At 65.2% G+C, this 20,519-nt stretch carries 18 protein-coding genes; 6 read left to right on the top strand and 12 right to left on the bottom strand.

The genetic code is table 11. The annotated features are described in order from the left end of the window. Positions 1 to 83 precede the first annotated feature (83 nt). Positions 84 to 1,253 (top strand): hypothetical protein, encoded by a 1,170-nt coding sequence (locus FHR20_RS02780; protein ID WP_167298116.1) that lies wholly within the window; start codon positions 84 to 86, stop codon positions 1,251 to 1,253. Next, complete coding sequence (locus tag FHR20_RS02775; protein WP_167298115.1) at positions 1,246 to 2,280, top strand: acyltransferase family protein; 1,035 nt, start codon at positions 1,246 to 1,248, stop codon at positions 2,278 to 2,280. Before FHR20_RS02780 ends, FHR20_RS02775 begins: the two co-directional genes overlap by 8 nt. On the opposite strand, the gene FHR20_RS02770 is transcribed toward FHR20_RS02775, so the two are convergent. The 8 genes from FHR20_RS02770 to FHR20_RS02735 all read right to left on the bottom strand — a co-directional run bounded on the left by FHR20_RS02770 (position 2,281) and on the right by FHR20_RS02735 (position 11,136). Continuing rightward, entirely contained in the window at positions 2,281 to 3,432 is a 1,152-nt protein-coding gene (locus FHR20_RS02770; protein ID WP_167298114.1) for a hypothetical protein, read from the bottom strand. Positions 3,433 to 3,512: 80 nt separating this feature from the next. Next, positions 3,513 to 5,711, bottom strand: coding sequence for a GumC family protein (locus FHR20_RS02765; protein ID WP_167298113.1), 2,199 nt, complete (start codon positions 5,709 to 5,711; stop codon positions 3,513 to 3,515). A gap of 41 nt (positions 5,712 to 5,752) precedes the next feature. Then, a complete protein-coding gene (locus tag FHR20_RS02760) occupies positions 5,753 to 6,439 on the bottom strand; it encodes a polysaccharide biosynthesis/export family protein (RefSeq protein WP_243857103.1) in 687 nt (228 codons plus the stop codon). 121 nt (positions 6,440 to 6,560) lie between these two features. Further along, a complete protein-coding gene (locus FHR20_RS02755) occupies positions 6,561 to 7,958 on the bottom strand; it encodes an O-antigen ligase family protein (RefSeq protein ID WP_167298111.1) in 1,398 nt (465 codons plus the stop codon). 99 nt (positions 7,959 to 8,057) lie between these two features. Then, the gene (locus FHR20_RS02750; RefSeq protein ID WP_167298110.1) at positions 8,058 to 9,395 is read right to left on the bottom strand and encodes a hypothetical protein; all 1,338 of its coding nucleotides are present in this window, start codon (positions 9,393 to 9,395) and stop codon (positions 8,058 to 8,060) included. 122 nt (positions 9,396 to 9,517) lie between these two features. Beyond that, positions 9,518 to 10,123, bottom strand: a complete 606-nt coding sequence (locus tag FHR20_RS02745) for an FKBP-type peptidyl-prolyl cis-trans isomerase (RefSeq protein WP_167298109.1) — start codon at positions 10,121 to 10,123, stop codon at positions 9,518 to 9,520. 93 nt (positions 10,124 to 10,216) lie between these two features. Beyond that, positions 10,217 to 10,423, bottom strand: a complete 207-nt coding sequence (gene rpsU / locus FHR20_RS02740; protein WP_010545388.1) for a 30S ribosomal protein S21 — start codon at positions 10,421 to 10,423, stop codon at positions 10,217 to 10,219. Positions 10,424 to 10,569: 146 nt separating this feature from the next. Then, positions 10,570 to 11,136, bottom strand: a complete 567-nt coding sequence (locus FHR20_RS02735) for a DUF3617 domain-containing protein (protein ID WP_167298108.1) — start codon at positions 11,134 to 11,136, stop codon at positions 10,570 to 10,572. Between the two features lie 89 nt (positions 11,137 to 11,225). Between FHR20_RS02735 and FHR20_RS02730 the strand changes: the two genes are divergently transcribed. The 4 genes from FHR20_RS02730 to FHR20_RS02715 all read left to right on the top strand — a co-directional run bounded on the left by FHR20_RS02730 (position 11,226) and on the right by FHR20_RS02715 (position 15,699). Then, positions 11,226 to 12,512, top strand: coding sequence for an MFS transporter (locus tag FHR20_RS02730; RefSeq protein WP_167298107.1), 1,287 nt, complete (start codon positions 11,226 to 11,228; stop codon positions 12,510 to 12,512). 179 nt (positions 12,513 to 12,691) lie between these two features. Beyond that, positions 12,692 to 13,432: a response regulator gene (locus FHR20_RS02725; RefSeq protein ID WP_167298106.1), complete on the top strand. Its 741-nt coding sequence runs from the start codon at positions 12,692 to 12,694 to the stop codon at positions 13,430 to 13,432. 4 nt (positions 13,433 to 13,436) lie between these two features. Further along, positions 13,437 to 14,699 (top strand): ATP-binding protein, encoded by a 1,263-nt coding sequence (locus FHR20_RS02720; RefSeq protein WP_341786395.1) that lies wholly within the window; start codon positions 13,437 to 13,439, stop codon positions 14,697 to 14,699. Between the two features lie 88 nt (positions 14,700 to 14,787). Continuing rightward, positions 14,788 to 15,699: a dioxygenase family protein gene (locus FHR20_RS02715; protein ID WP_167298105.1), complete on the top strand. Its 912-nt coding sequence runs from the start codon at positions 14,788 to 14,790 to the stop codon at positions 15,697 to 15,699. 52 nt (positions 15,700 to 15,751) lie between these two features. On the opposite strand, the gene FHR20_RS02710 is transcribed toward FHR20_RS02715, so the two are convergent. From FHR20_RS02710 to FHR20_RS02695, 4 genes are all read right to left on the bottom strand, one after another. Further along, positions 15,752 to 16,141 (bottom strand): response regulator, encoded by a 390-nt coding sequence (locus FHR20_RS02710; protein WP_086128821.1) that lies wholly within the window; start codon positions 16,139 to 16,141, stop codon positions 15,752 to 15,754. Between the two features lie 74 nt (positions 16,142 to 16,215). Further along, positions 16,216 to 18,675: an ATP-binding protein gene (locus tag FHR20_RS02705; RefSeq protein ID WP_167298104.1), complete on the bottom strand. Its 2,460-nt coding sequence runs from the start codon at positions 18,673 to 18,675 to the stop codon at positions 16,216 to 16,218. Then, positions 18,675 to 20,093: a putative bifunctional diguanylate cyclase/phosphodiesterase gene (locus FHR20_RS02700; protein WP_243857102.1), complete on the bottom strand. Its 1,419-nt coding sequence runs from the start codon at positions 20,091 to 20,093 to the stop codon at positions 18,675 to 18,677. The genes FHR20_RS02705 and FHR20_RS02700 overlap by 1 nt, the downstream gene beginning before the upstream one ends. 175 nt (positions 20,094 to 20,268) lie before the next feature. Continuing rightward, on the bottom strand, positions 20,269 to 20,493 hold the full coding sequence (locus FHR20_RS02695; RefSeq protein ID WP_167298103.1) for a hypothetical protein: 225 nt from the start codon (positions 20,491 to 20,493) through the stop codon (positions 20,269 to 20,271). Positions 20,494 to 20,519 lie beyond the last annotated feature (26 nt).

Below are 20,519 nucleotides of genomic sequence, written 5' to 3'. Positions count from 1 at the left end.
TTCCTCTAACGACGACCCGGGCTAGGGCTTCTCAAGGGCAGATTTGGCGGCAGCACCCCTGCCTTGCCGACAGGCATAAACGTATGCGTCTCAGAATCGATCTCTCCGACTACCTTCAACTGAAGACCCTGCTCCTCGCGGCGCTGTTGATCCTCATGGTCACATCGGTTGCGCTGCAGTTCGTCGCGTTGCAGGCGGTTTTCATCCTGTATTGTCTCGGCCTGTTCGTTCTCTACAATAGAGGGATCGACTATCTCGCCGCCAGCGATAAGAACTACCTGGTATTCGCCTTGGTCGCCACGGCGGCGATTCTACCGATCAACGTCTTCCGCACGCCCACTTCGGCGCTGCATTTCGCCATGGTGCTCGCCACGCTCGGGGGAGCTTTGGTGGCCGCGAAGTCGCCGCGAGTCTATGCGGCCGCCAGCCTCGTCGCACTGCTATTCGCACAGGGCGTCGTGCTCTGGTTCCTTCGCAAATCCGGCCTCGACAATTTCCCGCTTGAGGACATGATCGAAGGCACGAGCAGCAACGGGATCACTTCCTATATTGTCTGTCTCCAGATCAACTACTGCGTCGCCAATCTGCACGCGCGCGGCAGGGCGGCGCCGCTGACCAGCGCGATCACCTTCCTCATCTGCGTCGTTGGCTATGGCCGCGGTTCGATCCTCGCGGGCACCGCGATCATGCTGATCTCCCTGCTCTTCGCATTCCGGCCGTTGCCGCGCATTTATGCGATCGCCACAACGGCGGTGCTGGCTCTGGGTTCGGCCTTCCTGATCGCTGAGAACTATCAGCTCATCTACGACTATGCAGCGAACAACACCAAGCTCGGCAACGGCCTCTACGACGAGCCCCGCGCTGCAATGATCGAGGAATATTGGAACCGCCTTAGCGGCTTCAATATCCTTTTCGGCGCGAGTTTCGACAATACCCTGATCGACCGCTTCTTCAACGGGAACCCGCATAATTCCTACATTCGCGGTCACCATTTCCTTGGCCTGTTCTACATTTTGCTGATGGGGCTGATGGTATTGCGGCCGCTATTCTCGCGCATCTCGATCACCGAGAAGGCCTTCCATATCGCGATGCTGGGAACGCTGTTGCTGCGCGCATCGACCGAGCCGATCCTCTTCCCGACGCCGTTCGATGTGATGTACTTCTCGATGTTCCTGCTGTTCGGCCGCCCGTCCCAAGCGAGCCTGGCGAGAAGACCGGCCTCGCTGCCGTCACCGAAACCCGCCTATGCCTAGGCTTGCCGTCCATTCGAACAACTTCAACCTGATCCGCCTGTGCGCCGCCGCGCAGGTCCTGATCGTGCACGGCCTCAATCATCACGAGATCACCGGTTGGGGAGCGGACGTCTTCAAGGCGATCCCCGGCGTGCCGGTGTTCTTCTTCATCAGCGGCTTTCTGATATCCGCTTCCTACTTGCGGACTCGCGAGAGGGGCCTGGGCGAGTTCTTTCGCAATCGCATTCTTCGCATCTATCCCGCCCTGATCGTCTGCGTGCTGTTCGCCACGGCAATGGTGGCCGCAACCGGCTATCTGGCCACCCAATCCATCTCACCGGCGCGCTTTGTCGGCTGGGTGCTGGGCCAGATGTCATTCCTCCAGTTCTACAATCCAGACTTCATGCGAGGCTTTGGCGTCGGCGTGCTCAACGGCGCCCTCTGGACGATCACGGTCGAACTCCAATTCTACCTTCTCACGCCGCCCCTCATGTGGCTGATTTCACGCAAGCCCAGGATCGCCGCGGCCCTGTTCGCCATTTCGCTGGCCGCCAATCTTTACCTGGGATGGGTCGGCGGCGGGCGATCCCTGTTCGACAAGCTGCTGGCGGTCTCGTTCGTCCCCTGGGTCTATATGTTCATGATCGGCATGCTGGTCGCCTTGCGACCGGGCCTCGCAAGGAAGCTAATCAAGCCAACCTGGCTCTGGGCGCTGCCGATCGCCTATCTCGCCTCCATCTTCGCGTTGGGGGGATATGAGCACAACGCCCAGAACTCGATAAACCCGGTCTCATTCCTGATTCTGGCGGTCCTGATCTTCAAGCTTGCCTATCTTCCGATCCCGTTCGCCAGGCGAGCCCAGACATTCATCGGGCGCAATGACTTCTCCTACGGTATCTATTTGTATCACATGCCGCTGATCAATTTGACGCTATTTCTGGGCATGGCGCCGGTGACCGGCATTCTGACCGCAGCCGGCTGCGCGATCCTCTGCGCGCTCTTGTCCTGGTACCTAGTTGAGCGCCCCGCATTGAAGCGCAAGCACTGATCAACGCGCAGGCTCGATCCGGACCTGCTCGACGATCCCGTGCTGCCCCGATCCGCTCTCGACCGAACGCAAATCGAGCCCCAGCCACTGAAAGCCGCATCCGGCTGGAACCTCGAACTGCAGCCGGCTCCCCGCGGGCTTGTCGGATGCCGGCCCCGCCGCGAGCTTCGCAATCGGCGCATCCGTGCCGACACAGGTAAGGGACCATTGCGGCACGACCGCTGCATCGGCCACGTCGTGCCGCATCCTTACCGTCAGAACATATTTGCCGGGAACGAGCGCAAGCATCTGCGAGAGGGCCCTGCCCGCCCCTCCGTTGCCGGCGCCGAATTCCGCATTCAAATGCCCCAGGGACGCATCCACATCCGAGCCTCCGCCCGTCTCCCAGCTGATCGGCGGATAGAGGGAAGGCTGCTGGAAATCGCCATCGCGGATCAGCCCCCCCGTGCCGCCCGCATAAAGGTTGTAGAGGCGAAAAGCCGCGGCGGGCTGCGACCGGGCAAACTTACCGATCAGGGCACGCTTGCGATCATCGGTCCAGGTCAACGACGACGTCGGTGGCACAGCGGCGAAGAGAGTACCCAGATTGTCGATCTTAGGTGCTTCGAAAATGGCCCAGTCGATGAAATCGCCGAACCAGGGCGGGTCGCGCCGCAGCATCCGCGCGATCTCCTCCGCCGTCGTCGGATCGGATGCAGCCTCGTTCAGGGTAGAGAAGAGCCAGGCCCTCGACGGCGGGCTCACGCGCAATATCTTGTCGTAATGCGCAAGCGTGCCGGGCACGTCATTGGCCGCTACCCGCTCCTCGATCAGAAGCAGCTGCGTCCCCAGGTCGCGCCGGGAAAGGCGCTCTGCCAGGCGGAGCAGCAGGGCGGAGCGGCCAGCATCGTTGTGCATCCCGGCATCGATGGCCAGCAGCCTTACCGCTCCCGGATTGAGCGCGGTCCCGGCGATCGACTGACGCGCCGCGGGCAGGATTCTACCCGACTTGAGCGTAGCCTCGCCGTCCATCACGAGCGAGTTGTCGACTTCCCGGATCAGGGCGACCGGATCGCCGGGCGACACCCGCAGCGCCGCCAGCGCATTGGTCGAGCGAAAAGCTCCCGTCACCGCCGAGGCAGCGCTGCCGATCGCGAGCGCGAGAGCCGCCACGGCCACGCTTCCACGATAGAGGCGAAGCAGTGTCCGCGAAGGCCCAGGAGAAGCAGCGCTCGGAGGAGATGGCATCTCGCTTACGCTGCCTTGCCGTCGTCCTGACCACCATAGCCATAGCCATAGCCATAGCCATAGCCATAGCCTGCCTGACGACGCTTCAGCTTGGTGAGGACTGCGCCGAAAATGTGGGCGTGCACTGCCTGAACGCGACCCAACGAGGCCTTCACGCCGCGCACGGCGACACCTTCGGCCTCGATCACGAAGACAGTGCCTTCCACCGCGCGCGACAGCAGCGGCGCGTCGGCCAGACCCAGGATCGGCGGAGCATCGATCACTACATGATCGAACTCCTCGAGCAGCTTGGGCACCAGCGTGAGCATGCGATCGGTGCTCAAAAGCTCAGCCGCGCTCGGCGGCATCGGGCCCGCGGCCATAAGCGTGACATTCTTCACCGGGGTGGGCTGAAGCAGGTCACTGGCGTTGTTCTCACCCGACAGGAAGTTGCTGAGTCCCTTGCCGCCACCCAGATCGAGGAAACCGTTGAGCGAAGGCGAGCGCATGTCAGCGTCAACCAGCACGACGCGCTTGCCGGTACGGCCGAGCACGGTCGCCAGCGCGAAGCTCGTGATGCTCTTGCCTTCACCCGGGCGAGTGCTCGTAACCATGATCGATCGCGGCATCCCATGATCGGTCGAAAAGGCCAGGCTCGAACGGATCGAGAGATAGGCTTCCGAAACGTCGGATTTTGCATCTGCAAGCTTGGCGAGCATGTTCTCGTCGCCCGCGTCCGGCACGCTACCGAGCAGCGGAACCTGCAGAATCCGGTTGACCTGCGAAGGTTCACGGACGCCCTCGTCGATCTGCTCGAGCGCGAACGTGGCCGCACCGGCGAGGATAATGCCAACGAACAGCGCGAGCGCGAGGTTCATCGGCAGCTTCGGCGCGGACGGCACATTAGGTGCCTTCGCCGCATCCACTACCGAGACATTGTTCGCCGACACGCCGGCGACACCGATCTCCTTGTAGCGCTGCAACAGCGCATCATAGAGCTGCCGATTGGTATCCGCTTCGCGCTGGTAGATATTGTACTGGATGCTGTTGCCGCGCTGTTGCTCGAACTGCCGCTTGATCTGCTCCACCTGCGCGCGAAGCGTCTGCTCGCGCTTCAGCGCATTGCTGTACTCGTCGGAGACCGCCCCACGGACACGCCCCTCCTCGCGCGCGATGGCGCGGTCGAGCTCACCCAGCTGGCCGTGCAGCGCCTGCGCCTGCGGATAGCTCGGCTCGAACTGCACGAGCATCTTGGCATATTCCGCGGCGACCTCAGCACGACGCTGGCGTAGTCCGGCAATCGTTATGTTGCCGACAGATTCCGAACTGGCACCATTGGCGGGAATGCCGACCCGGCTCTGTGCGGCAATGCGCGCCGCGGTCGCATCGGCCAGGGCACGATTGAGCGCATCCAGATCGGCCTCGATCAGTGTGCGGCCCGGCTGGGTCCGCCCCCGTTCGTCAGTCGTCGCGCCAAAGGTCACGATTTCCTTGTCGCCCGCATAGCTGACAAGGTCCCGTTCGGATTGTTCCAGCCGGGCGCGAAGCGCGGAAAGGCGCTGCTCGAGAAAGGATCGCGCATCCGCAGTCGAAGCATAGCGCCGATCGATACTCGCCGCGATAAACTGCGCCGCCCAAGTGTTGGCGATCAACGCAGCCAGGTCGGACGAAGCCGAGGTATAGGTGATGTCGACTAGGCTTGATCGCAGAATCGGACGGATAGAGACATGGTCGCGCAGGACGCGCACCGCAAGATCAAAGCGCGACCGCCGCTGGGCGTCGGTCAGACTCTGCCGTGCGGCGGGGAACAACACAGGGTTCACCTTGACGCCGTGGAGATCGAAAAAGTCGCGACGCTCGTCCAGCTTCAGCGTTTTGACCACCCGCTCCGCGAGCGAGCGGGCACCGAGCAGTTCGTATTGCGTCTGATAGAATTCTTGGTCGCGGCCGATCTGCTCCGAATCCACGCCCTGGACGTTGGTTACGTTCTTCTGCTCGCGGCTGATCTCGAGCCGCACCGAAGCCGTATATTGCGGCGTAGTGAGCAGCGTAACGACCAGGCCGGCAACCAGTGACAGAATGAGGATGGTCGCGATCACGAACTTCCAGCGCAGCACGATGTGCCAAACCTGAAGCAGCGATGGAATCGCTAGGCCGCGCGAAACGGACTCATCCCGCGCGTCGTTCAGCTGGCCCTGTAAGGAGGAGCTCGAAGTCTCTAGCATCACTATCTCGATTTTCGAAAATGCGGTGTCGTCGTCATGGCCTATTTCAGCACCGCGACAGCAACATAGCTCAGGATGGTACCGGCGGCGAGGAGGTCCTTGAAGATCCGACGCGCCTGCGAATCACCGACGACGATGATATCGTTGGCATAGAGTTCGGGGTCAGAGTAGCTGCCGCGGCGTATCGCGCGCAAATTGTACAGCGCCGCCATCTTCTGGCCATTCACGGTGCGGAACACCACAACGTCATCCATCCGCGCATATTCGCCGAGGCCCTTCGCCGTGGCGATCGCGCGCATCAGCGTCATACGGCCGACAACCGGATACAGGCCAGGCTCACGTACCTCGCCATCGACGGTGATCACCTGACTCACGGTTTCCTTTAGGTTCACCGTAACCTGCGGGTTCTTCACGAAACCCGCGCGCAGGCGCGCTTCGATGACCTCCGCCAGTTCGCCAGGAGTCTTGCCCGATGCCTCGATTGTGCCGACCAGAGGAAACGACAAGCGCCCGCTCGCATCGATCTGCACTTCCTTCTGGCTGAGATCGGCGATACCGAAGACGTCGATGGTCAGCTTGTCAAAAGGGCCGATCAGATAGGGGCGGTTCTGCTCGAAGAGATCGGTCTTGGTGGGCGCAGGCAGTCCATCGCCGGGCATCACGTGAACGTCCGCCCCCCCGCTCAGTTGCGCACGCCCCGCGCAGGACGCGAGCAGCAGTGCAGCCAAACAAATTGCAGCTCTCGACAACATTAAGCACCCTTTGCCGTATTTTGCGCCTGCTAGCGGAGACCGCTCAGTGGCGCCATTGTTTTTTGGGAAGCGCAGGCCTCGCCGCGTTCGGCGCTCGCTACACGCTGCGCTTCGAGGTGCGCGATGAAGAAGGGAAGGCCCCTGCGCATAGCCAGATTGCCGCGATTGCCAACACGCCAGCGAGGAACGGCGTCCGCAACGGATAGTCGGTGACGCTGGAGACCCCGAGGATCAGCATCACCACCGACGCGAGCCGGCCGAAGGCCACATCCCGCCCTTCACGTAGCGGCCGGCGGAAGACCCGCCAGCTCGCGAGCGCCCAAGCCACAACGCCCACGAGCATCAGCACGATGCCGAGAACGCCGCCCGTCAACGCCACCTCAAGCAGTTCGTTATGGGCATGGTTGCCATAGGTTGGCTGCAACGCGCCGTCAGACTCGTAGATCCCATACACCTCGGCAAAGGATCCGAAGCCCGAACCAAACGGAAAATACGTACCCAGCATCGTCATAGACGCCTGCCAGAGAGGCACCCGAGCATCGTCGCCGACATTGCCGGAAAGCAGCCGCTGTATCGCGATACCGCGCGACAAGAAGACGGTAAGCGCGCCAAGCGCGACCACGACCAGGCTACCGGCCGCGTACCACCACCGCCGCCGCGAAGAAAGCGACGAGGACCGACCGGACGGCGGCGTGTAGAGCATGGGAATCGAGACGAGACCGATCACGCCCACGATCAGGCCAAGCCGCGAACCAGCCACGAGAAGCAAAGGCAGAAGGAGCAGCCCTGCACCGACGCACAGCCAGAAGCGCGTGCGCTGCTGCGCGAGCGTCGCGCGCTCCGACGCCGACGCGGCGTAGATCGCCAACATAGGGAACAGGCACGCGATATAGATCGCCTGGTGATTCCGATTGGCGAACAGGCCCACTGCGAAGCCGTTGTTCGTGATACGATAGAAATAGAGCGGCCCGTCGGGCGGGCCAATCACCTGCATCAGGCCCAGCACGCCACTGATCACGCCAACGCCAATCAGAAGCGGCAACACCAGGAAGCGCTGCTCGCGTTGTACGCCGATGCACAGCAGCAGCACACTCGCAGGCACCAGCAACGAGAACAAGGCATTCCAAGTCTGATTGGGCACCAGGCTCAGCGGCCGCCAGAGCCCCGTTAGCCCCGCCGCCCGATCGACTTCCACTGCGATGGCGCGCCCGGGAAACATCTGCCAGATCGCCGGCGGGAGCGGTACGAGTTGGATCGCCACCACCAGCGCGACCGCGGAGACATAGGCCAGCAGGAAGCGATAGCGACGCGCCCCTTCGGGCGTCAGGAACCAAAGCCCGAATCCCAACGCAAGCGCCGCCGCGGGCCGCAGCACGACCAGCGCCGGAATATCGGCGCGCGAGCCGCCGCCAGTCAGGGCGAGCAGCACCAGAAAGCCCAGCAGGACCCAGAGATGCACCGAGCGCAACAGTCTGTCGGGAGGAAATCGCGTCAAGGAACCATTCCGCAATGGGTTGGGAAATCGAGCGAGGCGCCCGTGCGGGAGAGACGTGCAGAGAGATCGGAGTTGAGTCAACGTAGCATGCGCGCGCTTTCAGGCAGACCCTTTCACTCCGCCGCAATTATAGGCGCGACATCGCGAAAAACCTTCTTCCTCCCCGAAACCGCCGGACTTGGAGGCCGAGTTGATCTGCGGAATGTCGCGCAGAACATTGTCGCAGATGACCACCTGGCTCGCAGAACGCGGCGCGTTGACCAATGCGGCATTGCAGCGCTGGAAATAGGACCGGGAGACGACGGCGCTTTCGCAATTGGTCAGATCGAAGAAATGCGAGGTCGTGCCGTTCACGTTCTCGACGAAGCCCTGATCGAACGAGAAGGCAAGCGCACGCGCATTGCCGCCGCCATATCCGATCGCGCCGACGCATTTCTCGAAACGGCAGCCGGTGATCGAGAACCGGAACAATGTCGTCCCATTTCCACGCCACCGGATCGGCTGCCCGGTGAGCGCCTCGAAATTGGTCTCGGCGCCGATGGAAATGCTGTTGCTCGCGCCCTTGCAATCGATCCCGGTCTCCCCGTGCATCAGCTGGCAGTGCGCGACAATCAGATTGTTGGCGTTGGGGCCCAGTGCAACATGGGTTCGATTGTTCAGAAACCGACAGCCGAGGATCTGCCACGAGTAGGCCCCGTCGACGAGATCCAACCCGGTGGCAAGATTGCGGAACTCAACTTCGGAAAGGCGGACATGGGCGAACCAGTCGGCCGCGATGCCTGTTCCCACCCCTTCCCGCTCCAGCGGCAGGAGGGAAAACCCGCTATACTCCAGATTGCCAACGGCATCGTCCCGCACGCCGACAAGCTGGATCGTCGCGGCGTTCGGCGCGCCGCCCCGGCGGATCAGGAAGGTCGATTCCATCCCGGCACCCTTGATTCCCACGGTGCCGTCGATCCGGATCGTATCCGACACGAAATAGCTGCCATTTCCGAGCAGGATGGCGCGACAACGCATCGCCTTGCAAAAGGCAAGCGCATAACGAAACGCAGGAAGTGCGTCGCGACGCTCCGTCCAGGAGGCAAGCCCGCCGAACCATTCCAGCGGAACGTCCGGAAATCCGTCCAGGATGTCAGGTTCGCTCTTGTAGAAGGTCCAGCCATCCTCGAAAATACGATCGAACCCGATGCTTTCGATTCGGCCGTCGATCGTCAGCCTGGCGCCAGGCCGCGCCGGCGCGAGCCGCGCACCAGGGGAAAAGATCAGTACTGTGCCGCGCGGTATCTTCAGGTCACCGGTCTTGTAGACCTTGCCCGCATCGAGCAGGACCGCGCCGCTCGCCCCTCTCGCGGCACTCAACGCCTCGGCAAGCGCATCCGTGTCGATGGTCCTGCCGTCACCCAGCGCGCCAAAGGTCGCCGGCGACAGCGACAACATCGAGGCCCCGCCCAGACCGGCGCCGGCGCTGAAGAAAGTTCGGCGTGATATTGGCATCGGGGTCTCCGGTACGCATACAGATCAAGACAGACCCGAGCCCACCCGGCCGCTAGCGTCGGAGATCAACGCCCCTCGGGGCCGCCCTGCGGAGGACCGCCCGGACCACCCGGAGCACCACCCTGCTGCTGCATCATCTGCTGCTGGAGCATCATCTGGCGCAACTCGGCGGCCGGAATGATCTGCTTGATCTCGAGATCGAACTGCAGAAGCTTGCCGTAGAGCGGATGCTGCGGGCCGGCCTTCTCATAGGCGATGTTGGCCGGGATCCAGATGCGCAGCTTCGAATCCTTGCTCATCATCTTGAGCGCTTCGTCGAAGCCGGGGATCGCGCCGCCGACCGGCAGGCGGATCTCGCCGGCCGGCTGGAAGACGGTGCCGTCGCGCAGCGTGCCGACGGTCCATACCGAAACCCCGTCGCCCTCCTGCGCCTTGGGGCCCGTGCCCTCCTTGATGACCTGATACTGGAGCCCCGAGTCCGTGGTCCGCACGCCAAGCTGGCCCTTGTTCCAGGCAAGGAACTGCGCATCGTTGCCCTTGGCGGCGACGGGCGCGCGCGTGCCGGTCCAGGCCAGCGCCACCGCAATGGCGATCGCCAGCACCAGCCCGGCCCAGAGCCAGACCTTGTAGCTGCGCTTGACGGGCTGGAGCGGAACGGCGGTCACGGACATGCGATGAGCTCCAGGCGCGGGCAGCCAGCTACCCGAAAGTCAGAAAAGTCACGACGGCATCGCGCGCGGGGCGCGCAATGCCGGGTCGCGAAATCAACGGGCGCTGTCGCGCTCCATACGCTTGCGCTCGAGCTTGCGCGCGCGGCGGACCGCGGCGGCACGCTCGCGGGCACGCTTCTCGCTGGGCTTCTCGTAGTGACGGCGAAGCTTCATCTCGCGATAGACGCCCTCACGCTGCAGCTTCTTCTTGAGCGCGCGCAGCGCCTGGTCGACGTTGTTGTCGCGAACGATGATCTGCATAAACCCGTCAGTGCTCCGATCTTCAATTCAATAGAAAAGGGTTCGCCGGAACGCGGAGTTGCGGCGTCGTGGCGGCCACCTAACAGCGCAATTCCGATTTTTCAAGCGCGAACAGGTCCCGACCCCGCAATGATGCGGCGAGCCGATCAGGCGGCCGGCTGACCCTGGCAGAGCCCGAGCCGCCTGCCATAGACCCGCAGCCGGATCGCGGCATAGCCGGGCTGGCCCTTCACGCCGCTCTTCTGATCGACCGTCACGTCATAGGCCTGCTTGCCCATGGTGCCGGCATAGAGAAGCGTGGTCTTCGCGCCGTTCGCCTGGGTGCACTGGATCTCGACATCGAGCCTGCCTCCCTTCTGCACGAAGCGCGGGAACGTGCAGGTGCCGGCGACCTTTTCGAGATTCTCGATGTCGAGCGGCTTGAGGTCGCTCGCCGTCTGGCACTTCACGGCATGGCGCTCCTGCTTCCTCACCGCCGCCAGCTGCTCCGCCTTGTCCGGCCCATCGGCGAACTCGGCGGAAACGACCTGCATGCCCGAATCCCAGGTGCCCGGCTGCATCAGCATCTTGGAATGCGCCGCCTTGGACAGTCCCGCGACTTCCTTCATCGAGGCATTGTGCACCTCGAACTCGCCCGTGGCGGCGGCTTCCCGCTCCGCGGCGGACTGGCAACCGGCGAGCGCAAGGGCGCCGACGAGCAGGATGGCACGCATATTCCGGAAGTCCCTCTCCAAATTCGTGGCGCCACACAGCCGATATCGCAGCCAAAGACAAGCGCGATTCCTGACGGCATAGTGGCGCGATGACAGCAGCCGATACCGCCACGCCGCCTCGACACCGCCTGCGCTCGATCCTGGGAGGGTCGGCCGGCAATCTGGTCGAATGGTACGACTGGTACGCCTATTCGGCCTTCACGCTCTATTTCGCGCCGCACTTCTTCCCCAAGGGCGACCAGACCGCGCAGCTGCTCAATGCCGCGGCGGTGTTCGCCGTGGGCTTCCTGATGCGGCCGGTGGGCGGCTGGCTGATGGGCATCTATGGCGACCGCTATGGCCGCAAGGCCGGGCTGACGCTGTCGGTGACGCTGATGTGCGCCGGATCGCTGCTGATCGCGGTCACTCCCGGCTATGCGACGATCGGCGTCGCCGCACCGGCGCTGCTGGTGCTCGCCCGGCTGATGCAGGGCATTTCGGTGGGCGGCGAATATGGCGCGAGCGCCACCTATCTCTCCGAAATGGCCGGCAAGCGGCATCGCGGCTTCTGGTCGAGCTTTCAGTACGTCACCCTGATCTCCGGCCAGCTGGTGGCGCTGCTCGTGCTGCTGGTGCTGCAATCCGCGCTGAGCGAAGCCGATCTCGACGCCTGGGGCTGGCGCATCCCCTTCCTGATCGGCGGCGTGCTGGCGGTGATCGTGTTCTGGCTGCGGCGTCGGCTGGCCGAGACGGAAAGCTTCGAGAAGCGCGGCGGCGGCCAGTCGAGCATCTTCGCGCTGTTCCGGCACCATCCGCGGGAGGCTGCGCTGGTGATGCTGCTCACCGCGGGCGGCACGCTCGCCTTCTATGCCTATTCGATCTACCTGCAGAAGTTCCTGGTCAACACTTCCGGCTTCGACCGGGCCACCGCCTCCGAGATCAATGCCGCCGCCCTGTTCGGCTTCATGCTGATCCAGCCGCTGGCCGGCGCGCTTTCCGACCGGATCGGGCGCAAGCCGCTGATGATCGGCTTCGGCGTGCTCGGCGTGTTGCTCACCTGGCCGATCTTCACCGCGCTGGAGAGCGTGCGCAGCCCCATGCTCGCCTTTCTGATCATGCTGGGCGCGCTCGTGATCGTGACCGGCTACACCTCGATCAACGCCGTGGTGAAGGCGGAGCTCTTCCCGGCGCACATCCGCACCCTGGGCGTCGCCCTGCCCTATGCCGTCGCCAATGCGCTGTTCGGCGGGACGGCGGAATATGTCGCGCTGTGGTTCAAGGACGCGGGCTGGGAAAGTGGCTTCTACTGGTACGTCACCGCAATGATCGGCGTATCGCTGGTGACGTATCTGCGCATGCGCGACACCGCGAAACACTCGCGGATCCTCGAGGATTGAGGGTTATCGCTAATCATTAGCACCTATCGGGCGGCATGGCGGGCCCCGGCGCGAGGCGGGGGCGACCCGCTGGATGCGACAAGGGGGATTACGGCTTTCCCCATCCCGCTCCGTCCATATGTTTCGGTGCATTGCAGCCCTGCAATACCAGCGTTAGGCTCGCGCCCGATCACCAGTGGATGCTGCAAGACGCATTGGCCTTGGACCTCGAAACCCGCCTGCTTATCGTCGACGACGATCCCGGTATCCGCGAACTGACCGCGGCTTTCCTGTCGCAGCACGGCTATGTGGTCGACACGGCTGCAGGCGCGACCGAGATGCGCACGCTCGCGGCGCGCCACGATTATGCGCTGATCGTCCTCGACGTGATGATGCCGGGCGAGGACGGGCTCGCCATCCTGCGCTCGATGGACCGCGAGACCGGTCCCGCGGTGATCCTCCATTCCGTGATCGGCGAGGATATCGATCGGATCGTCGGTCTGGAGATGGGCGCGGACGACTATGTGCCCAAGCCCGCCAACCCGCGCGAGCTGCTGGCACGGATCCGTTCCGTGCTGCGCCGCAGCCAGGGCGACCGGGCCGCGCCGGCGGCGGCACCCGCCCGTGCCTTCCTGCGCTTCGCCGGCTGGCGGCTCGATCCGGTGGCCCGCCAGCTCTGGGATCCGGACGACGTGATCATCAATCTGTCCGACGGCGAATTCCGGCTGCTGCTCTCCCTGGTCGAGCGGCCGCGCCGGGTGCTGACCCGCGACATGCTGCTCGACTTCTCGCGCGGCCCCAATGCCGAGCATTTCGACCGGGCCATCGACGTGCAGATGAGCCGCCTGCGCAAGAAGCTAGCCCGGCCCGGCTCCGAGGACCTGATCCGCACCATCCGCAACGAAGGCTATATGTTCGTCGCCGAAGTCGCGGCCAAGTGATCCCGTGACTCGGCGTTCGATCACCGTTCCCATCGTGCTGCTCGTCATCGCCGCCGTGCTGATCGCGACGACGACGCAGTTCACTATCATGTTCAACGGCCCGCCGCCCGGACCGGGGCCGCTGCCGCTGGCACGCGTCGCCGAGGCGCTGCGCACGGGCATCGTCCCGCCCACCGCGCAGCGGCGGATGACCGTGACCCGCACCAACGAGGACAAGTTCGGCCGCCAGGACGAGCATCCTTCTCCCGAACGCGATGCCGCGATCGCCCGGCTGATGGACGTGCCCGCCGAGCGTGTGCACGGGCTGTATCAGATTCCCGCACGCGACCCCGAACAGGACATGCGCGGCAGCTTCACCGTGGCGCTGGAGCAGCAGAATGGCTGGATCGTCGCTTCCAGCCTGCCGAAGCCGGCGTTCACGCCCTGGCACCTGGCCAGGCTGCTGGGGATGCTCGGCACGCTGCTCGTGCTCTCGTTGCTCGCCTGGGGCGTGGCGCGGCGGATCTCGCGGCCGATCCGCGAACTGGCCCGGGCGGCGACGCGCGTGCGCCTGGGGGCACCTCAGCCGATCCCGCAAAACGGCCCGCGCGAGGTGCACGAACTCGCCCGCGCGCTCGACAGCATGCAGGAGCGCATCCTGCTCGAAGCCGAGAACCGCAGCGCAATGCTCGGTGCGATCGCGCACGACCTCGGCACGCCGCTCTCGCGCATCGCCTTCTGGGTGGAGCGGCTGCCCGACGATGCCCGCCTGCGCGCCGAGGCGGACATCGAGGAGATGCGGGGAATGATCAAGGCCGCGCTAAGCTTCACGCGCGACGGCCGGGACGGGGCACCCCATCAGAGGCTCGACCTGGGCAGCCTGATCGAGAGCCTCGTCGACGATCTCGCGGCCGCGGGCAAACCGGTTGCCGTCGAGCCGGGCCCGCGCGCGGTGGTGCGCGGCGATTCCGCGGCGCTGCGGCGGCTGTTCGCCAACCTCATCGAGAATGCGGTGCGCTATGGCGAGCGCGCCCGGCTCCGCTGGAACCTGGGCGAAAACACCGTGGACGTGCTGGTGGAAGACGACGGACGCGGTTTCGACCTGGCGCGCGCCGAAGCGCTGTTCGCGCCCTTCGTACGCGGCGAGGCTTCCCGGAGCCGGGAAACCGGTGGGACCGGGCTGGGCCTGGCGATCGTCCGCTCGATCGCCGAGGCGCATGGCGGCACCGTGACGCTGGAGAATCGGCCGGGCGGCGGCGGGCGGGTGCGCGTACGACTGCCGGCCTGAGCCGCAACGCAGTGAAATGTTCGGCGACCGCGCGAAATTCCGCCATGTGTCCGGCATGTGACCAGAGCCTTCCAACCAAGGAGGCACAATGGACCATCGAGACGCGCACGACCTGGGCCTCGCCCATGACCTGAAGACAATGACGCAGCTCGCCAGCCGTCGGCGGGCGCTCGGCTGGTTCGCAGGGGCGAGCGGGGCCGCGATGCTCGCGGCCTGCGACGGCGGCTCGTCGACGGCCATGCCGGCGAGCACCGGCAACACCGGATCGAGCGGCGCGACGGCAACCCCTTCGCCATCGGCCACCGCCACGCCGACTCCCGGCGCGACCGGCACCGGCGCCAGTTGCGTCACCGACCCTGCCGAGACCAACGGCCCCTATCCGGCCGACGGCACCAACGTCTCGAGCGGGATCACGTCGAATGTGCTCACCGCCGCGAACGTGGTGCGCAGCGACATCCGCCCGAGCTTCCTCGGCAGCTCGACTGCCGTGGCGGCCGGGGTGCAGGTAGCGCTGACGCTCACCTTGGTCGACGTGAACGCCGCATGCGCGCCGCTCGCCGGCTATGCCATCTACCTCTGGCATTGCGACCGCGACGGGAAATATTCGCTCTACGACCTGCCGGCCGAGAGTTATCTGCGCGGCGTCGGCGTGACCGATGCCAATGGCATGGCGACGTTCACCACCATCTTCCCCGGCTGCTATGCCGGGCGCTGGCCGCACATCCATTTCGAAGTCTTCTCGAGCCTGGCGAACGCCACGAGCGGCCGCTATGCGACCCTCGTCTCGCAGCTGGCGATGCCGAGCGCGGCGTGCAGCACGGTCTATGACGGCGCGAGCGGCTATGCGGCGAGCATCCGCAATTTCGCGGGCGTGAGCCTGAGCGGGGACAATGTGTTCGGCGACAATAGCAGCGCCCAGATCGCCCAGCAGACACCGGCGATGCGCGGAAGCGTCGCCGACGGATACACCGCGACCGCGATGATCGGCATCGCGCGCTGAGGCCCGCGGGCGGCGGGAACGGACCAACCCGCTCCCGCCGCCCCGCCCGGAATCAGAGGATCATGCCCCCGCCGCCGCGGATCGCGAGGACCCGGCCGATCGAATCGAACAGCGCGTCCATCGCCACCGGCTTGAACAGCACGTCATCGGCACCGATCGCGAGGCAGCGCTCGCGCAGGTCCACCGCAGTATCGGCGGTGACGACGATGATCGGCAATTCCCCCTTCGCGTCGCCGCGCGCGCGAATGCGGCGGATCGTCTCGAACCCGTCCATGCCGGGCATGCGCAGATCGACCAGCACGACGTCGAACGATTCCGCGTCGAGCATCGCCAGACCCTCTTCGGCCCAGCTCGCCTCCGCCATCGTGGCTCCCGCGACGTCGAGCATGTCCTTCACGACCCGACGGTTCATCGGATCGTCCTCGATGAAGAGGATATTCATGCCCGTCCGCCCGTGGCGACCGGTTTCCCCGAGATGCGCGCGACCGTTTTTTTCATGTCCGGTGTGCTATCGTCCTAAGCCGCCCGAGATACAAGCGGGTCCCCCTCCCTCTTGCCGGAATTTTCTTCCGCTGACGGAATGATAGCATCGATCAGGCCGACGCCGGTAATAGGTTTTTCGATTATCTTGCAGTCACTTGCCGCGATCAGCTCAGCAGCGGTCTCCGCATCGGGCTTGAGCCAGAGGACGGCAAGTGCCACGCCCTCCGCCGCCGCGCGCAAACCGGCAAGCGCCCGGGCGGGGCCCTCCGCCTCGACCTTGAGTGTCGCTTCGTCGGCAAGGAGATGGCTGACACCGCCGGCCTCGAGCATCGGCAGGGCTTCCGCGACGGAACCGGCGAAGCGCAGCCGGGCGACGCGCGGCTCCAGCAACGTGCGCAGCATCGAGCGGGCGATCGGATTCCTGTCGAGCACGACCAGGTCGAGCCCCGCCGCGCTTTCGTCCGCCACGACGGCCTGGGGGGCCTCGGCAAGGACGAGCGGCAGATCGACGATGAAGCGCGAGCCCCTGCCGTCCTCGCTTTCCACCATGATGTCGCCACCCAGCGCGCGCGCCAGGTTGCGGCAGATGGCCAGGCCGAGGCCGGTGCCGCCGAAGCGGCGCGTGGTGCTGGTGTCGACCTGGCGGAAGCTCTCGAAGATTTCCTCGAACTTCTCGCGGGGGATGCCGATACCGGTATCCTCGATGGCCAGCCTGAGCCGGCGGGCGTCGCCCTCGCCCTTGGCCGCCGCGCGCAGCGTGACGCCGCCCTTCTCGGTGAACTTGATCGCGTTGGAGAGCAGGTTGAACACCAGCTGGCGCAGGCGGGCGGCATCGCTGACGATCCAGTGCGGCGCATCGCCGAGCTCGCGCCGGAAGGCGAGGCCCTTGTCGCGCGCCTGCTCCTCCCAGAGGCGCGTGACGTCCTTCAGCATGGCGCACAGGTCCATCGGCGCGGCCTCGACGCTCAGATTGCCCGTCTCCATCTTGGCGACGTCGAGAATGTCGTCGACCAGCGCGCGCATGGTGACGCCGGCGCCGTGGACGATGCCGATCCGCTCGCGCGTCTGCGCCTCGAGCTTCTGATCCGAGAGCATGACCTGGGTCATGCCCAGGATGCCGTTCAGCGGCGTGCGGATCTCGTGGCTGGTGGTCGCGAGGAACTCGGTCTTGGCCTTGAGCGCCTTTTCCAGCGCCACATTGGTCTCGCCCAGCACGACGTTCGCGGCGCGCACCTTGTTGCGGCTGCGGCGAACGGTGATGAGGCCCCAGCCGAGCGCGGCCATGACGATCACCGTCGCCGCGCCGATGAGCAGGAACAGGGTCTGCTGGTAGCGGACCCGGCGCTCGGCTTCCTGCGTCTGGAGCAGCAGGATCTGGTTCTGCTGCTTCGCCCAGTCGAACTTCGCCGCCATCAGCGCCGCGCCGGCGGTTGCGGCCACCTTGGTGGATTCATCGTCGAGGCGCTTCATCGCCTGAATGTGCTTCAGCGCCTCCCGCGTGTTCTCCGCCTTGTTGAATATCTGGTAGGCGTAGAAATGGTCGCTGCGGAATTCGACCGTGGTCTTTGCCAGGTCCATGCCGTCGAAAGTGCCGTGGATGAACCGCAACGCCTCCCCGATATTCCCCCGCTCGGAGGCCAGGGCGGCCGCAGTTGCGAGGAGGTGCCGCCGCAGCACATCGGCGTCGGCGCCGCGGATGAGCTCGAACCCGCGGGCGATCGTCCGGTTGGCATCGTCATAGCGCTTCAGCGCCACCTGGCTGCGCGCGAGGTTGCTGAGCAGGCGCGCTTCGAGCAGCGGCTTGTTCATGCCGCGCGCGATGACGATCGCCGTCTCATATTCCTTGCCCGCCTCCGCATCCCGGCCAAGCTTGGCGAGCACATTGCCGCGGCTGTTGTGGAGCGAAAGCGAAAGCACCGGGTCGTCGGTGAACAGCACGGCGGCCTGGTGGAAATATTCCTCGGCGCGCGCATCGTCGTTGGCGACGCTGTAGAGCCCGCCGATATTCTGCAGCGCGATCGCCTGGCTGCGCGGCTCCTTCACCTCGCCGAAGATGCGGAAGGCGTTCTGGTAGCTCTCCAGCGCCTGCACGGCCTGGTCGCGCGCCATGAAGAAGGCGCCCTGCGACATCAGCAGGTCGCCGCGCAGCTTGATCGGCTCCGGGATCGAACGGATCAGGTTCAGGCCGTCGGTGAGCAGCGGCGCGGCCTTGGCGGGTTCCTCGTTGCGGATATGCGCCTCGGCGGCCAGCCAGCGCGCGGTGGCCAGCGCCAGCGCCCGGCGCCGCGCGTCCCGCAGGCCGAGCGCCAGCCCGTCGATCGCGGCGGCGTGGCGAAGCGCCTCCGCCTGATCGGACATCATGCTTTCCTTGGCGCCCCGGATCTCGGCTTCGATCGCCGGCGGGAAATCGGAACGCTGCTGCGCCTGGGCGAATGCGGGCGCGCCGGCGAACAGCGCGGCAACGGCAAGGAGAGAGCCCAGCAGCGCGCGCATCAGGCGCGCTTCCAGAAGCTCTCGGGACGGACGAACGATGCCGGATGGCCGTTCGCATTGTCGAGATGGCCATCGTCCGCCAGGAACTTGCGGAACGCATCGAGCCCGAGCGGGCGCGAGATCAGGAAGCCCTGCACCATGTCGCAGCCCATCACGCTGAGCAGGGCGAGCGCGGACGGCGTCTCCACGCCCTCGGCCGTGACTTCCATCTCGAGCGCATGGGCAAGATCGATCGTCGAGCGCACGATCAGCGGATCGCGATTGCTGCTGGTGAGCTGCATCACGAACATCTTGTCGATCTTGAGCTCGCGCGCGGGCAGCTTCTTCAGATAGGCGAGCGAGGAGAGCCCGGCGCCATAGTCGTCGATCGCGAGCGTCACGCCGCTGTCGGCGAAGAACTGGAGGTGGCGGATCGCGCTCTCCGGATCGCGGATCACCGCAGTCTCGGTGATCTCGAAGCCGAGCTTCGCGTCGGTGTTCGCCAGCATCTCGCACACTTCGTTGACGAAGGCCGGGTCGGCGAGGAGTTGGCCCGAGATGTTGACGAAGAGCAGCATGTCGAAGCCGTCGGCGCGCAGCTTGCGCTGGTCCTCGATCACCTGGCGCAGCGTCCAGAGCGTGAGCGTCGAAATCTCGCCCGCCTGCTCGGCGACCGAGATGAAATCGCCCGGCAGGATCAGGCCGCGGGTGGGATGCTGCCAGCGGACCAGTGCCTCGGCGCTGGCGATCTCCTGCCGGCGGACATGGACCTTGGGCTGATATTGCAGGAACATCTCGCCATTGGCGATCGCGCGGGGCAGTTCGCGCATCAAGGTGAGCTTGTCGAAGGCCAGATCCGCGCGCGACAGATCGAGCATCACCACCCGTCCGTCGGCCCGCGCCTGCTCGAGCGCGGATTCGGCGGCTTCGGCGAGCAATACCTCGTCATCCTCGACCGATGGCGCGGCGGCGACGCCGAAATGCATCTGGAGATGATACGGCTCGCCGTCGAGATCGAGCGTGCGCTGGAAGCTCTTGCGGATCCGGTCGATATCGTCGGCGGCGGCTTCGGGCGTTTCCCGCTCGAAGCAGATCTCGATCAGCGACCGGCCGGCTGCGGCGATGCGGATGTCGGGCACCAGGCCGGAGATTCGCCGCGCCACGTCCAGCACCAGCGAATCGGCGCGGGCCCGGCCCAGATGCCGGCGCAGCGACGCGAAATTCGCGATCTCGCACAGGCCCAGGACGCTCCACAGGCGCCCCTCGACATGGCGATCGTTACTTGCCCGGTGCAGTTCTCGCTTGCCGCCACGTCCGCGGACGCCGGCGTCCGCGCCGCCCGCCCGCGCGCTGTGCACCTGCACGAATTCCCTCGCGATTCCCGCGTGTTCCGCGGTGATCGCGACGGCGCTCGTGGAAGCACCGACCAAGGTCGCCAAGGGCTCTCTGCGTGCCGACATGCCCCCTAGGCCTAGTCCCCGACCCTTGAAGGAACGGTTAAATCACGCGTTCGAAGCGCTTTTTGCGAAGCCAACTCCGCAGAAATCCGGATTGATTCATTGTTAAGAAGCCTTTAACCATCTGAATCGCGCACAAGTGCGCACCGATGGGAGACTATGAATGTTCGCGTTTTTCAGCCTGATGTTCCGTGACGGCGGCGGTAACGAAATCCGCCCGTTCTGAGGAACGTTCATCCGGGCCGGCGGTGGAGCGACCTCGAGTGAGGCCGTGCTGACCGGCCCGGACGACAACTGCTAAAGGCGGCCGCGAGCCGCCTTTTTTATTGCCCGTTTCCCTGTCGGCGCTTTTCTTGCCGACCGCGCCGGAGAGCGTCGTCATGCCGCCCCTTGCCCCGCGCGCTGGCG

The organism is Sphingomonas leidyi (assembly GCF_011761945.1).
GTDB lineage: Bacteria > Pseudomonadota > Alphaproteobacteria > Sphingomonadales > Sphingomonadaceae > Sphingomonas > Sphingomonas leidyi.
The sequence above is the reverse complement of the archived record's forward strand: the minus strand, read 5'-3'. Positions and strand labels throughout refer to the sequence as shown.